Source organism: Ensifer sp. VA4 (assembly GCF_055710065.1).
In genome coordinates this window covers 269,603-283,982 of the sequence record NZ_JBVQPO010000008.1, presented here as the reverse complement: position 1 = coordinate 283,982, position 14,380 = coordinate 269,603, and the positions used below count along the sequence as shown (strand labels likewise).

Sequence of the window (14,380 nt, the reverse complement as noted above, 5' to 3'; positions counted from 1 at the left end):
GCCCCGCGAAAAGCGAAGAAGCAGACGTTACAAATGAAAACGCCCGCGATGCGGTCGCGGGCGTTTCAGAGAGCTTGGATGGGAGGCTTACGAAGCCTTCACGCGGGCAAGGCCTGCGCGCGCCGGCTCATACTTCGGGTCGAGCTGCAAGGCGTGCGCGTAGGACTTCGACGCCTTGACCTTGTCGCCCTTGCGCTCATAAATCAATGCCTGGTTGGCCCAGGATTCGGCGACCTTGCCGTTCAGGTTGATCGCGGTGTTGAAGTCGGAGAAGGCGTTGTCGTCGTCACCCTGGGCGACATAGGAAATGCCGCGGCCGTTATAGGGTTCCGGCGAGCTCGGCGACAGCGAGATCGCGGTCGAGAAGTCTTCGATCGCCTGGCCGTGCTGGTTGCGTGCCTGATAGATCAGGCCGCGATTGTGATAGGCACGGGGATCGGTCGTGTCGAGCTGGATCGCCTTGTTGAAATCGTTGAAGGCGGAATCGAGCTGGCCGGCCTGACGATAGAGGTTGCCGCGGCCGATATAGGCGACATCGTAGTTGGCGTTCAGCTGCAGCGCCATGTTGTAGTCGGCAAGCGCTGCCTGGGTGTTGCCCATGTTGCGATGGACGAGCGCCCGATTGGCATAGGCCTGGTAGAAGCGTGGGTTGAGCTGGATCGCCTGGTCGAAATCGGCGATCGCCCGGCGGTATTCGCCGGCGCGGCCATAGGCGGAGCCGCGGACGTTGTAGCCTTCCGGATCGCTCGGGTTCGAGGCGATCACGCTCGAGAGCGAGGCGATGTTTTCCTGCGAGCCTTGTTCGCGCTCGACCTTGTTGGTCATCGAGTCCGGGCCGTCGGTCGTGCAGCCTGCGAGAAGAAGGGCCGAACCGAGGAGCAGCATGGCGGCAAGCCTCGGCTTGCGCTGGTGGCGGCGAGACGCCTCATGGACAGTAAAACCGGAGACGTCCGCAGTCATGGCAGCAAGTGTCAAAGGTTGATCCCTCAAATCGACAAGGTCTCGAAAGCCGTCGGCTTTCCGTTCCTTACAGCGCCGCGTGTCTTTCGAGGACGCCGAAGTCGCTGCAATACGTTGAGTTTCTGCATAATTTTGTCCTCAAATCGATTCCGATTTAAGGAATTATGCAGCAGAGCCGCTGAAACTCCCCGCGGGCTCCGCAGCCGGGCTTCATCGTGCCTCGGCAAACCGTCCGGTCAAACGCTCCGGTCGGCCATCCGTCACCGGCAGCGTCGATCACGCTAACCTGTCGTCGGAAAAGATGTCCATACCAAAAAAGGCGGTGGCGATAATTCGCCCCCGCCACGACTTACATCGGAAAGCGTCGAAAAAACGACAAATCAGCGGGCCAGGAGGCCTTCGCGCTGTGCACGCTTGCGTGCCAGCTTGCGGACGCGGCGAACGGCTTCAGCCTTTTCGCGGGCGCGCTTCTGGGACGGCTTTTCATAGTAATCGCGCATCTTCATTTCGCGGAAAATGCCTTCACGCTGCATCTTCTTCTTGAGAGCGCGGAGCGCCTGATCGACATTGTTATCGCGGACAAGTACCTGCACGTGAAATCCCGTTCCTTTGGTTCGAGTTGTTTGCAGCTCCGTCAGGTGCCGGAGGCAAAAGAATGACATTCGCTAAGCTGGAAGCTTTACGATTAGACGAGCGGATACCAGATCATCAGGCGAAAGTCCAGCGACGACATGAGGAAGCGCTGAAAAATCCTCGGATGCGGTTTGCGGCGGCCGTTCCCGCGCCGAAAGCAACCGATCCGGGGCCATGTCGCAACTGCGCGCAAGTCTACTCAATTGCGTCGCAAAAGAAACGTTGCGCAGGCTCCGGATTTGCGATTTCTAACGCCAATGAGATCGGGGTTCATGGAGTAGAGGCCGATGCGCAAATATTCAGTTTTCGCCGTGGCGCGCGAGGCGTTGCGCGGCCACAAGGGGTGGGGCCCGCACTGGGCGTCGCCGGAGCCGCGCAAGGAATATGATGTCATCATCATCGGCGGCGGCGGCCATGGCCTCGGCGCTGCCTATTACCTCGCCAAGGAACACGGCATCACCAATGTCGCGGTGCTCGAAAAGGGCTGGATCGGCGGCGGCAATACCGGCCGCAACACGACGATCATTCGGTCCAACTATCTCTATGAAGAGAGCATGGACATCTACGAGCATTCGCTGAAGCTCTGGGAAAACCTGTCGCAGGATCTGAACTACAACGTCATGTATTCGCCGCGCGGCGTCATGATGCTGTCGCACAACATCCACGACCAGCAGTCGTTCAAGCGCCATATCAATGCCAACCGTCTCTACGGCATCGACAACGAGTGGCTGACGCCGGAGCAGGCCAAGGCCTATTGCCCGCCGCTCGATATCGCCAAGACGGCGCGCTACCCGATCAATGGTGCAGCACTCCAGCGCCGCGGCGGCACGGCACGCCACGATGCGGTTGCCTGGGGCTATGCGCGTGCGGCTTCCGACCGTGGCGTCCATATCATCCAGAACTGCGAGGTGACCGGCATCCGTCGCGACGAAACCGGCCGGGTCGTCGGCGTCGACACCAATCGCGGCCATATCGGCGCCAAGAAGGTCGGCATTTCCGCCGCCGGCCATACCTCGGTGCTGATGCAGATGGCGGATGTCCGCGTGCCGCTGCAGAGCCAGCCGCTGCAGGCGCTCGTCTCCGAGCCGCTGAAGCCGATCTTCCCCTGCGTCGTCATGTCGAACTCGGTGCACGCCTATATCTCGCAGTCCGACAAGGGCGAGTTCGTCATCGGCGCCGGCACCGACCAGTACAATTCCTATTCGCAGACCGGCGGCCTGCAGATCATCACCCATACGCTGGATGCGATCTGCGAGCTCTTCCCGATGTTCCGCCGCGTCAAGATGATGCGTCAGTGGGGTGGCATCGTCGACGTCACCCAGGATCGCTCGCCGATCCAGGGCGTCACGCCGGTACCCGGCCTGTTCCTGAACGCCGGCTGGGGTACGGGCGGCTTCAAGGCGACGCCGGGCTCGGCCAACCTCTTCGCCCATCTGATCGCGCGGGGCGAGCCGCATCGTCTGGCCGCCGGGCTGACGCTCGAGCGGTTCCGCACCGGCCGGCTCATCGACGAAGCGGCAGCCGCCGCTGTTGCGCACTGAGGATTTCGAGATGCTTCTGATCTACTGCCCCTATTGCGAGGAAGAGCGCTCCGAGCTCGAATTCCGCGGCGCCGGCGACGCCCATATCGCCCGCCCGGCCAATATCGCCGACATCACCGACGAGGAATTCGAGGAATACTTCTTCCTGCGTCAGAACCCGAAGGGTCTAATCTTCGAGCGCTGGCGCCATATCCATGGCTGCGGCCGTTTCTTCAACGCCGCCCGCGACACGGTCAGCGACCGCTTCTACACCACCTACAAGGCTGGCGAGCCTAAGCCCGACATATCAGCCATTCTTCAGAGCGAGCAGGACAAGGGAGCCGCAAAATGATGGGGGCCAATCGCATTCCAGGCGTCGGCCGCCTGACACCGGCACGCACCGCGCGCTTCACCTTCGACGGCCGCACGCTGACGGCGCTCGAAGGCGACACGGTCGCCTCGGCGCTTCTCGCCAACGGCATTCATCTCGTCGGCCGCTCGTTCAAGTATCACCGCCCGCGCGGCATTCTTTCGGCCGGCGCCGAGGAGCCGAACGCGCTGATCGACGTCGCGCGCGACGCCGCCCGTCGCCAGCCGAACGTACGCGCTACGGTGCAGGAAGTCTTCGACGGCATGAAGGTGGAATCGCAGAACCGCTGGCCGTCGCTCGCCTTCGACGTCGGTGGCTTCAACGATCTGCTGTCGCCGTTCTTCGCCGCCGGCTTCTACTACAAGACCTTCATGTGGCCGAAGGCTGCCTGGCACGCGATCTATGAACCCTTCATCCGCCGTGCCGCCGGCCTCGGCGTCGCGCCGACGGAAGCCGATCCGGATCATTATGCCAGCCGCTATGCTCATTGCGACGTGCTCGTCATCGGTGGCGGCGTCGCCGGCCTCTCGGCTGCACTCGCGGCCGCCAAGGCCGGTGCCAAGGTGATCATCTGCGACGAGCAGCCGGAAATGGGTGGCGCGCTTCGCTATGAAAGCGGCACGACGATCGACGGCAAGGACGGTTGGGACTGGGCGCAGCAGACCGCGGGGACGCTGGCTGAGATGGACAACGTCACCGTGCTTACCCGCACCACCGGCTTCGGCTACTACAACCACAATTTCGTCGGTCTCGTCGAACGCGTGACCGATCATCTGGCCGCCCTCGACAAGTCGCTGCCGCGCGAGCGGCTGTGGCAGGTCCGCGCCAAGAAGGTGATCCTCGCCAACGGCCAGATCGAGCGGCACATGGTGTTCGCCAACAACGACCGTCCGGGCATCATGCTCGCTTCGGCCGGCCGCACCTATCTCAACCATTTCGGCGTTGCCGTCGGCTCGAAGGTCGGCGTCTACACCGCCCATGACTCGGCCTATGAAGCCGCCTTCGACCTGAAGCGGGCCGGTGTTTCGGTAGCGGCCATCGTCGATTGCCGCGAAAATCCGGGCGAGGCGGTGCTTGCCGAAGCACGCAAGCTCGGCATCGAAGTGCTGACCGGGCACTCGGTGATCAAGGCCGGCGGCAAGCTGCGGGTCAACTCGATCAGCGTCGCCCGCAATGGCGGCGGCTCGGCACGCAAGATCGCCGTCGATGCGCTCCTGGTCTCGGCCGGCTGGACGCCGTCGGTGCACCTGTTCTCGCAGTCGCGCGGCAAGGTGAAGTTCGATGCGGCGACGCAGCGCTTCCTGCCGGGCACCTACCTGCAGGATTGCCTTTCGATCGGCGCCTGCAACGGTACCGACGACCTGCAGGCAACGATCGACGAAGCGCTTGCCGCGGGTGAACTGACGGCCCGCGCTGCCGGTGCCGAAGGCGGCACGCAGGTGACGCTTTCGGGTGAAAACCGCTTCGGCTGGACCGGCGGCATGATCGGCGCTGCGGAAGGCGCAGGGCCGGACACGACCGTCAAGGCCTTCATCGACTTCCAGCACGACGTCTGCGCCAAGGATATTCGTCTGGCGGTGCGTGAAGGCATGCACTCGATCGAGCACATCAAGCGCTTCACCACCAACGGCATGGCGTCTGACCAGGGCAAGCTTTCCAACATGCATGGCCTGGCGATTGCCGCCGAAGCGCTCGGCAAGGACATCCCGCAGGTGGGGCTCACTACCTTCCGCCAGCCTTACACGCCGGTGACATTCGGTACGATCGTCAACCATTCGCGTGGGCCCCTCTTCGATCCGGCGCGCAAGACGCCGATGCATGCCTGGGAGGAGGCGCATGGCGCCGAATTCGAGGATGTCGGCAACTGGAAGCGCGCCTGGTTCTACCCGCGCTCCGGCGAGGGCATGCACGAGGCGGTCGCGCGCGAATGCAAGACGGTGCGTGATGTCGCGGGTGTCTTCGATGCCTCGACGCTCGGCAAGATCGAGGTCGTCGGCCCGGACGCCGCCCAGTTCCTCAATCTGATGTACACCAACGCCTGGGACAATCTGAAGCCCGGCCGCTGCCGCTACGGCATCATGCTGCGCGACGACGGCTTCGTTTATGACGACGGCGTGGTCGGCCGCCTGGCAGAGGACCGCTTCCACGTGACGACGACGACCGGCGGTGCGCCGCGCGTCATGAACCACATGGAAGACTATCTGCAGACCGAGTTCCCGCACCTGAAGGTGTGGCTGACCTCGACCACGGAGCAATGGGCCGTCATCGCCGTGCAGGGTCCGAAGGCGCGAGAGATCATCGCACCGCTCGTCGAGGGCATCGACCTTTCCAACGAGGCCTTCCCGCATATGAGCGTTGCCGAGGGCAAGATCTGCGGCGTGCCGACCCGGCTCTTCCGCATGTCGTTCACCGGCGAACTCGGCTTCGAAGTCAACGTGCCTGCCGATTACGGCCAGGCGGTCTGGGAAGCGATCTGGGCGCGGGCCGAACCGATGGGCGCCTGCGCCTATGGCACGGAAACCATGCACGTGCTGCGCGCCGAGAAGGGCTACATCATCGTCGGCCAGGACACCGACGGCACCCTGACGCCCGACGATGCCGGCCTCTCCTGGGCTGTCTCGAAGAAGAAGCCCGACTTCGTCGGTATCCGTGGTCTCAAGCGGCCGGATCTCGTCAAGTCGGGGCGCAAGCAACTGGTCGGCCTGCTGACCAAGGATCCGAAGGTGGTGCTGGAGGAAGGCGCGCAGATCGTTGCCGACCCGAACCAGCCGAAGCCGATGACCATGCTCGGTCACGTGACGTCGTCCTACTGGTCGGAAAACTGCGGTCGCTCGATCGCGCTGGCAATGGTTGCCGGCGGCCGCGAGCGCCTCGGCCAGACGCTCTATGTGCCGATGACCGATCGCACCATCGCCGTCGAAGTGAGCGACATGGTGTTCTTTGACAAGGAAGGGGGCCGCCTCCATGGCTGACCAGGCAATTGCAAGCCGCAGGGCGGCGCTCACCTCGCGCGGCGGTTCGGCCGAGGCGATCCTGACGCCGGCACCGGCGGCAACGCGCATCTCGCTCAGGGCCGGCGCCGATGCGCTGCCGGCACTCTCGGCGGCGCTCGGCGTGACACTTCCGACGCGGCCGAAGACCTCGGCCTCGAGCGGCCAGCGCCATGCGCTATGGATCGGTCCAGACGAGTGGCTGGTGTTTGACGAGAGCGAGGCCGACCTGATGGGAGCCGCTGCCTCGAGCGGTACGCTGCATTCGGCGGTCGACATCTCGCACCGCAACGTTGCCGTCATCGTCAGCGGTCCGGGCGCGGACGTGGCGATCAACAGCGGCTGCCCGCAGGATCTGTCGCCAGCGATCTTTCCGGTCGGCGCCTGCTCGCGCACGATCTTCGGCAAGGCGGAGATCATCCTCTTCCGTACGGCTGAGGATCAGTTCCGTGTCGAGTGCTGGCGATCCTTCTCGCCCTTCGTCTTCGGGCTCTTGTCGGAAGGCGCTGCCGACGCGAGCCATTGAATGCAAAGGCCGGGAGGTGCGCAAGCGCTTCCCGGCTTTCGATTTTTCAGGCGAGACGTAAGTACCAGCAGGGCGTTCCGGATCGGACGATCCGGTCACGCTTCTCAGGCATCGGCGGGTCGGTCCTTGGGATCGAACTGGATGATCGTCTGCCAGGTGGCGGTGAGCGCCGGCTTGCGTTCGCCTTCGATCTCAACGCTGACGTCGTAGGTAATCATCAGCATGCTGGCGCCGCGGAAGCGGGCATCGGCCATGGTGAAGTGGCCGCGCACCTTGGCGCCGCTCTTCACCGGCGCGACGAAGCGCACCTTCTCGAAGCCGTAGTTGATGCCCATCGTCTGTTCGCGGATCTTCGGCAGGCAATTGTAGTTCATCGCCGAGAGCAGCGAGAGCGACAGGAAGCCGTGCGCGATGGTGCCGCCGAAGGGCGTCTCGGCGGCGGCGCGGACCGGGTCGACATGGATGTATTGATAGTCACCGGTTGCCTCGGCGAACTTGTCGATCGTTTCCTGGGTGACCGTGATCCAGTCGGAAACGCCGACCTCCTTGCCGACCAGTCCCTTGATCTCAGAAAGTGAAATGTCCTGCAGCATGTGAACGCCTCGAAACAAGCCCCCGAGCGTTCTATAGGCTCGCCCGTTGCAACCTGCAAGTGGTGGAAAAGCTTTAGAAAACCTCGACGAGGAAGGAGACCGAGCGCGGCGCGACGTGATCGGCGGGGAATGACGCCGTCAGCGCGTCTTGCCACTTTCCGTCGATGCTGTCGGGCAAGCGGAAGGGGTGCGGCGCATGGCTGCGATTGATGACCACGGCGAGGCGCGCCACCCGCTTCTGGAGACGGTCGCGGGTGGTCAGCACCATCATCAGATTGTCCGTTGCCGGGTGTTCCCAATCGCCTGTCGTCATCGGTTGCCCGTCGAGGCGCCGCCATTCGACATCGCCGTTCCCGGTGAGGAACGTGGTTTGGTCGAACACGTCGAAGCGGTGGCGCATTGCCGAGAGTGCCGCCGTGTGGGCGACGATCTCGTCATCCATCGCGGTCCAGTCGAGCCAGGTTATGGCGTTGTCCTGGCAATAGGCGTTGTTGTTGCCGCCCTGGCTCCGGCCGCCTTCGTCACCGGCGGTCAGCATGATCGTTCCGCGTGAAGAAAACAGCGTGCCGATGAGCGCCATCACGTCATGGCGTCGGGCTGCCAGAATTTCCGGATCGGTGGTCGGACCTTCGGCGCCATTGTTCCAGGAGTGGTTCTCGTTGTGGCCGTCGCGGTTCTCCTCGCCATTGGCCTCGTTGTGCTTGCCAGCGTAGGAAACGATGTCGGCGAGCGTGAAGCCGTCATGGGCGGCGATGAAGTTCACCGTGCGCGTGCCGCTCTCGCCCCAGCGGGCGAAGCTCTCCGACGAGCCGGCAAGCGCCGTTGCCAGAGCGCCGATCGCGTGGCGGTCGCCGCGCCAGTAGATGCGGATGTCGTCGCGAGCGCGGTCGTTCCATTCGAGGAAGGGAGAGGGGAAATTGCCGAGCTGGTAGCCGCCGGGGCCGACGTCCCACGGCTCGGCGATCAGCACACGGTCGGCAAGCAGCGGATCGGCTGATATCGCTTGGAAGAGTCTGGCATCGCGGTGGAAGCCGCCCATGTCGCGCCCGAGGATCGAGGCGAGATCGAAGCGGAAGCCATCGACGCCGGCGGCGCGAACGAAATGGCGCAGGCTGTCGAGGATCAGCGTCTCGACGGTCGGGTGATCGCAGGCAATCGTATTGCCGCAGCCGGTGTCGTTGATGAGGTCGCCCGGCTGGCCGGTGACGTGACGGTAATAGGTGAGGTTGTCGAGGCCACGCATCGACAGCGTGGTGCCGAAGCGATCGCTCTCGCCGGAATGGTTGAAGACGAGGTCGAGGATGACGCCGATGCCTTCCTTGCGCAACGCCTCGACCGTCTTGCGCAATTCCTTGACGCCGCCCGGCACCAGTCGCGGGTCGAGCGCCATCGGCGCGATCGGATTGTAGCCCCAGCCGTTCTTCAGCCCGAGCGGCGGCAGGTGGCGCTCGTCGATCCAGGCGACGATCGGCATCAATTCGACCGCAGAGACGCCGAGGTGCTTCAGATGCTCGATGACGGCGGGCTCGGCGAGCGCCGCCACGGTGCCGCGCTTCGCCTTCGGGACATCCGGATGGAGAATGGTGAAGGGCTTGACGGCGATCTCGTAGATGAGGCCGCCGGCGCGAAAGAGCGGCGCCTTCACTTTGACTGCCTTCACTTCGGTGACGATGGCCTTCGGCACCAGATCGGCGGTGTCCTCGCCAAAAATCGTCAGGCGCGGATCATGCCGGAAAGGCCGGTCGAGTTCGACGGCATAGGGGTCGACCAGCAGCTTGGAGGGATCGAACCAGAGCCCATGGTCGGGCGAATAGACGCCGTCGGCGCGAAAGCCGTAGCGCGTTCCCTTCGGCGCGTCGGCAACCGTCAGCGTGTGGACGTCGCCGTTCCGCAGCATGGGTAACTGCCGCAATTGCCGGGCGCCGGTCTTGTCGAAAAGGCAGAGGTCGATGCGGGCGGCATCGTGCGACCAGACGGCAAACTGCGTACCTTCTGAGGTGATCGTGGCACCGAGCGGTGGCAATCCGGTGGTCGGCATGAAGGCGGCCCTCTTCTTGATATCGAAGTCGTATCCGGTTCACCCCCTCTGCCCTGCCGGGCATCTCCCCCACAAGGGGGGAGATTGGATGCGGCAGCCTCCTATTTCTCCGGCGACCCGATGTCTTGGTTCACCGGTGCCGTGGCTCTTGCAACGTCGGTGCCATCGTCGGGCAGGGCGGTGCCACAAATCGATCTCCCCCCCTTGTGGGGGAGATGCCCGGCAGGGCAGAGGGGGGTAAAGCGGCAAAAGAAAAAGGGCCGCATGAAGCGGCCCGATCATTCAGTATCTCAGGTAATGACGCTCGGCTCGGTGCGGCCGGTGCGCGCCTTGATGCCGGCGATCTCGTCGGCGACGGCGATGAGATCGGCGAGCGCTTCCTGCGTCTCGATGTCGTGGCGCGCCGGGTCCGGCTCGAAGCGCTCGATGTAAACGCGCAGCGTCGCGCCCGAAGTGCCGGTGCCGGAGAGGCGGAAGACGACGCGGGAGCCGCCCTCGAAGAGAATGCGGATGCCCTGGTTCTTGCTGACCGAATGGTCGACTGGATCGTTGTAGGCGAAGTCGTCGGCGGTTGCGACCTTGAGCGCACCGAAGGACTTGCCTGGAAGCGTGGCGAGCTGGTCGCGCAGGTTGGCGATCAGGCCGTTGGCCGCGTCGGTATCGACCTCCTCGTAGTCATGGCGCGAATAGTAGTTGCGGCCGTAGGTCGCCCAGTGGTTCTGGACGATGTCGAGGGCGCTTTCCTTGCGCACGGCGAGGATGTTGAGCCACAGCAAGACTGCCCAGAGGCCGTCCTTCTCGCGCACGTGGTTGGAGCCGGTGCCGGCGCTTTCCTCGCCGCAGATCGTCGCCATGCCTTCGTCGAGCAGGTTGCCGAAGAATTTCCAGCCGGTCGGCGTCTCGTAGAGGCCGATGCCGAGCTTCTCGGCGACGCGGTCGGCCGCACCGCTGGTCGGCATCGAGCGGGCGATGCCGGCGAGGCCCTTGGCGTAACCGGGCGCCAGATGCGCATTGGCGGCGAGCATCGCCAGGCTGTCCGAAGGGGTGATGAAGATGCCGCGGCCGATGATCAGGTTGCGATCGCCGTCGCCGTCCGATGCGGCGCCGAAGTCCGGTGCGTCGGGCGCCATCATCGTCTCGTAGAGCGCGCGGGCATGCACCAGGTTCGGGTCCGGATGGTGGCCGCCGAAGTCCGGCAGCGGCATGAAGTTCATCACCGAACCCTTGGGCGCGCCGAGGCGTTTCTCGATGATCTCCTTGGCATAGGGGCCGGTGACCGCGCTCATCGCGTCGAAGACGACGCGGAAGCCGCCGCCAATCAGCTTGCGGATGGCTGCGAAATCGAACAGGCTCTCCATCAGTTCGGCATAGTCGGCGACGGGATCGATGACCGTCACGGTCATGCCTTCGATCTCCTGCGTGCCTTCGAGGTCGAGGTTGATGTCCCTGACGTCGGCGATCTTGTAGCTGTCGATCACCTTGCTGCGGGCAAAGATCGCGTCGGTGACCTTTTCCGGCGCCGGGCCGCCATTGCCGATATTGTACTTGATGCCGAAATCTTCGGTCGGGCCCCCGGGATTGTGGCTGGCCGAAAGCACGATGCCGCCGAAGGCCTTGTATTTGCGGATGACGTTGGAGGCGGCCGGCGTCGACAGGATGCCGCCGCGGCCGACGAGCACGCGGCCGAAGCCGTTGGCCGCCGCCATCTTGATGGCGATCTGGATGACTTCGCGGTTGTAGTAGCGGCCGTCGCCGCCGATCACCAGTGTTTCGCCCTGAAAGCCTTCGAGCGAATCGAAGATCGACTGGATGAAGTTCTCGGCATAGTTCTTCTGCTGGAAGACCGGGACCTTCTTGCGCAGCCCTGACGTGCCAGGCTTCTGGTCGCCATAGGGGGTTGTGGTAACCGTTCTTATCATGCTGACTTAACCTTTCCCGAGAAGACCGGAATATAGAGAGACGTAACGCTCGGCACTTGTGGCCCACGAAACGTCCGATTTCATGCCCTGGGTCTGAATTCGCGCCCAGACCTTGGGCTCGTTGTATGCGCGCAATACGCGCCTCACCGCAAGCCGCAACCCGTCGGCGGTGACCGGGGTGAACTGGAAACCGGTGGCGACCTTGGCCGAAAGCCCGGCCTCGTTGGCGTCGATGATCGTATCGGCAAGTCCGCCTGTGCGGGCGACGACCGGCACGCAGCCGTAGCGCAGGCCGTAGAGTTGGGTCAGGCCGCAGGGTTCGAAGCGCGACGGAATGAGGATCGCGTCCGAGCCTGCCTGCATCAGGTGCGAGAGCGGCTCGTTGTAGCCGGTGACCATGCCGATATGGCCGCGGTGACGGGAGGCAGCCGCCAGAAGCGCACCCTCGAGCGCCGCATCGCCGGAGCCGAGCACGACGAGCTTGCCGCCCATCGCGACGATTTCGTCCGCGACCTCGGCGACGAGGTCCATGCCCTTCTGCCAGGTGAGCCGGCTGACGACGCAGAAGATTGGACCGTTGCCCTTCTCGAGACCGAAGCGTTCTTCCAGCGCTCGACGGTTGCCGACGCGCTGCTTCAGGGTCGTCGCGCTGAAGTTCTGCGCAATGTGCGGGTCGGTCTGCGGGTTCCAGATGTCGGCGTCGATGCCGTTGACGATGCCGCTCAAGTCGGAAACGCGGCTCTTCAACAGACCCTCGAGGCCCATGCCGAATTCGGGCGTCAGGATCTCCTGGGCATAGGAGGGGCTGACGGTGGTGATCGCGCTTGCCGTCTGCATCCCGCCCTTTAGGAAGCCGACATCGCCGTAATACTCGACGAACTGCATCGAGAAGGCTTCCGGAGGAAGAGCGAGCTCGGGGAAGACTGAGGCGCCGAACTGGCCCTGAAAGGCGATATTGTGGATGGTCATGACCGTCGGCGTCGCGGGGGCGCGGCCAAAATGCATGTAGACCGGCGTCAGCGCCGTCTGCCAGTCATGGGCGTGGACGATGTCGGGCTTCCAGCCGGGGACGACATCGCCGGCGGCGACCTCGGCTGCTGCAAGCGAGAGTGCGGCGAAGCGACGGAAATTGTCGGCATAGTCGCGGCCGGTGGCATCGACATAGGGACCGCCGTCTCGCTGGTAGAGCGCCGGCTGGTCGAGAACCAGGAGGTCCAGGCCATCGATCTCAGCGGCGAGGATCGTGGCCGGATTACCGAACAGGTTCTCGAAGGCGCCGACCTTCTTTTTCTTCTTCAGCTTCTGCAGCACGGCGGGATAGCCGGGCAGGAGGGTGCGGGTCTTGATGCCGTGCGGCGCAAGCGCTGTCGGGAGCGCGCCGGCGACATCGGCGAGCCCCCCGGTCTTGACCAGCGGATAGACTTCGGACGCAACGGACAGGACGTTCATGGAAGGCAGACCTACATCCCCAGCTTGTCGATCATCGTTTGCGTGATCAGGCAGACACCGTTTTCCGAGCGCCGGAAACGCTTGGCATCGAGCTCCGGATCGTCGCCGACGACGAGGCCCTCCGGGATCACGACACGGCTGTCGATGACCACGTTGCGCAGCGTCGCGTGGCGACCGATCTTCACATCGGGAAGAACTACGGCATTCTCCAGACGGGAATATGAATTTACTCTGACGCCTGTGAATAACAGGCTGCGGTTGAGTGCTGCGCCCGAGATGATGCAGTCGCCGGAGATGAGCGACGAGGTCGCCGAGCCGCGGCGGTTTTCATCGTCGTGCACGAACTTTGCCGGCGGCTTGATCTCCGCGAAGGTCCAGATCGGCCAGGTGCTGTCGTAGATGTCGAGTTCCGGCGTCACATGGGTGAGGTCGATATTGGCCTGCCAATAGGCATCGATGGTGCCGACGTCGCGCCAATAGGCCTCGCGCTCGAAATCGGAGCGCACGCAGGACTGGGTAAACCGGTGCGCGACCGCTTTGCCGTTGTCGACGATGTAGGGGATGATGTCCTTGCCGAAGTCGCGGCTCGATTTCGGATCGGCGGCGTCGCGGCGCAGAAGATCCATCAGGAACTTCGTGTGGAAGACATAGATGCCCATGGAGGCGAGCGCCATGTCGGGATTGCCGGGAATGCCGGGCGGATCGGCCGGTTTCTCGACGAAGGCGATGATGCGATCCTTGTCGTCGACATGCATGACGCCGAAGCCGGTCGCCTCCATGCGCGGCACTTCGAGGCAGCCGATGGTGACGTCGGCGCCGGAATCGACGTGCTGCTGCAGCATCAATTCATAGTCCATCTTGTAGATGTGGTCGCCGGCGAGGATGACCATGTATTCGACGCCGTGGTCTTCGATGATGTCGATATTCTGGTAGACGGCGTCGGCGGTGCCTTCGTACCATTGCGTCTCGGAAACGCGCTGGCTGGCCGGCAGGATGTCGAAGCTTTCGTTTCGTTCCGGACGGAAGAAGTTCCAGCCGCGCTGCAGGTGGCGAATCAGCGAGTGCGCCTTGTACTGGGTGGCGACGCCGATACGGCGGATACCGGAATTCAGCGCGTTCGAAAGCGCGAAGTCGATGATACGGGCCTTGCCGCCGAAGTAGACCGCCGGCTTCGCCCGCCGATCGGTCAGCTCCTTCAGGCGACTGCCGCGACCGCCGGCGAGAACATAGGCCATGGCATCACGTGCCAGAGGTTGCGTACGCTTTTCCACCATTTGTCCTCCCCAATCATTGACTTCCGGGGTCGTCACGGCGGCTTTTGGCGACGCCTTGCGACCCTCGAATCTTACAGTCTCATGCCGCCTGCCGATTTCGGCTGGCGG

The 14,380-nt window shown here is 63.8% G+C and carries 11 protein-coding genes; 4 read left to right on the top strand and 7 right to left on the bottom strand.

Going from position 1 to position 14,380, the window contains the following annotated elements; genetic code table 11:
- Positions 1-87 precede the first annotated feature (87 nt).
- Positions 88-975, bottom strand: coding sequence for a tetratricopeptide repeat protein (locus AC0C6X_RS16345; protein ID WP_173520340.1), 888 nt, complete (start codon positions 973-975; stop codon positions 88-90).
- A gap of 365 nt (positions 976-1,340) precedes the next feature.
- Positions 1,341-1,553, bottom strand: a complete 213-nt coding sequence (rpsU, locus tag AC0C6X_RS16340; protein WP_034786884.1) for a 30S ribosomal protein S21 — start codon at positions 1,551-1,553, stop codon at positions 1,341-1,343.
- Positions 1,554-1,880: 327 nt separating this feature from the next.
- Here rpsU and AC0C6X_RS16335 point away from each other — a divergent pair, with 327 nt between their 5' ends.
- Genes AC0C6X_RS16335 through soxG form a run of 4 tightly spaced genes read left to right on the top strand, consistent with a single transcriptional unit; the run spans position 1,881 to position 6,999 of the window.
- Positions 1,881-3,134 (top strand): sarcosine oxidase subunit beta family protein, encoded by a 1,254-nt coding sequence (locus tag AC0C6X_RS16335; RefSeq protein WP_173520341.1) that lies wholly within the window; start codon positions 1,881-1,883, stop codon positions 3,132-3,134.
- Between the two features lie 10 nt (positions 3,135-3,144).
- Positions 3,145-3,465 carry a sarcosine oxidase subunit delta gene (locus AC0C6X_RS16330; protein ID WP_173520342.1) on the top strand — a complete coding sequence of 107 codons (321 nt, stop codon included), beginning with the start codon at positions 3,145-3,147 and terminating at the stop codon, positions 3,463-3,465.
- Entirely contained in the window at positions 3,462-6,455 is a 2,994-nt protein-coding gene (locus AC0C6X_RS16325) for a sarcosine oxidase subunit alpha (protein ID WP_472954033.1), read from the top strand. Before AC0C6X_RS16330 ends, AC0C6X_RS16325 begins: the two co-directional genes overlap by 4 nt.
- Positions 6,448-6,999 (top strand): sarcosine oxidase subunit gamma family protein, encoded by a 552-nt coding sequence (gene soxG / locus AC0C6X_RS16320; RefSeq protein WP_173520344.1) that lies wholly within the window; start codon positions 6,448-6,450, stop codon positions 6,997-6,999. The genes AC0C6X_RS16325 and soxG overlap by 8 nt, the downstream gene beginning before the upstream one ends.
- Before the next feature lie 104 nt (positions 7,000-7,103).
- Here soxG and AC0C6X_RS16315 read toward each other — a convergent pair whose 3' ends face one another.
- The 5 genes from AC0C6X_RS16315 to glgC form a co-directional block, all read right to left on the bottom strand.
- Entirely contained in the window at positions 7,104-7,592 is a 489-nt protein-coding gene (locus AC0C6X_RS16315; RefSeq protein ID WP_173520345.1) for a MaoC family dehydratase, read from the bottom strand.
- A gap of 73 nt (positions 7,593-7,665) precedes the next feature.
- Positions 7,666-9,630, bottom strand: coding sequence for a glycogen debranching protein GlgX (gene glgX, locus AC0C6X_RS16310; RefSeq protein WP_173520346.1), 1,965 nt, complete (start codon positions 9,628-9,630; stop codon positions 7,666-7,668).
- Between the two features lie 290 nt (positions 9,631-9,920).
- Positions 9,921-11,549: an alpha-D-glucose phosphate-specific phosphoglucomutase gene (locus AC0C6X_RS16305; RefSeq protein WP_173520347.1), complete on the bottom strand. Its 1,629-nt coding sequence runs from the start codon at positions 11,547-11,549 to the stop codon at positions 9,921-9,923.
- Positions 11,550-11,555: 6 nt separating this feature from the next.
- On the bottom strand, positions 11,556-12,998 hold the full coding sequence (gene glgA, locus AC0C6X_RS16300; RefSeq protein WP_173520348.1) for a glycogen synthase GlgA: 1,443 nt from the start codon (positions 12,996-12,998) through the stop codon (positions 11,556-11,558).
- Between the two features lie 11 nt (positions 12,999-13,009).
- Entirely contained in the window at positions 13,010-14,272 is a 1,263-nt protein-coding gene (gene glgC, locus AC0C6X_RS16295; RefSeq protein WP_173520349.1) for a glucose-1-phosphate adenylyltransferase, read from the bottom strand.
- Positions 14,273-14,380 lie beyond the last annotated feature (108 nt).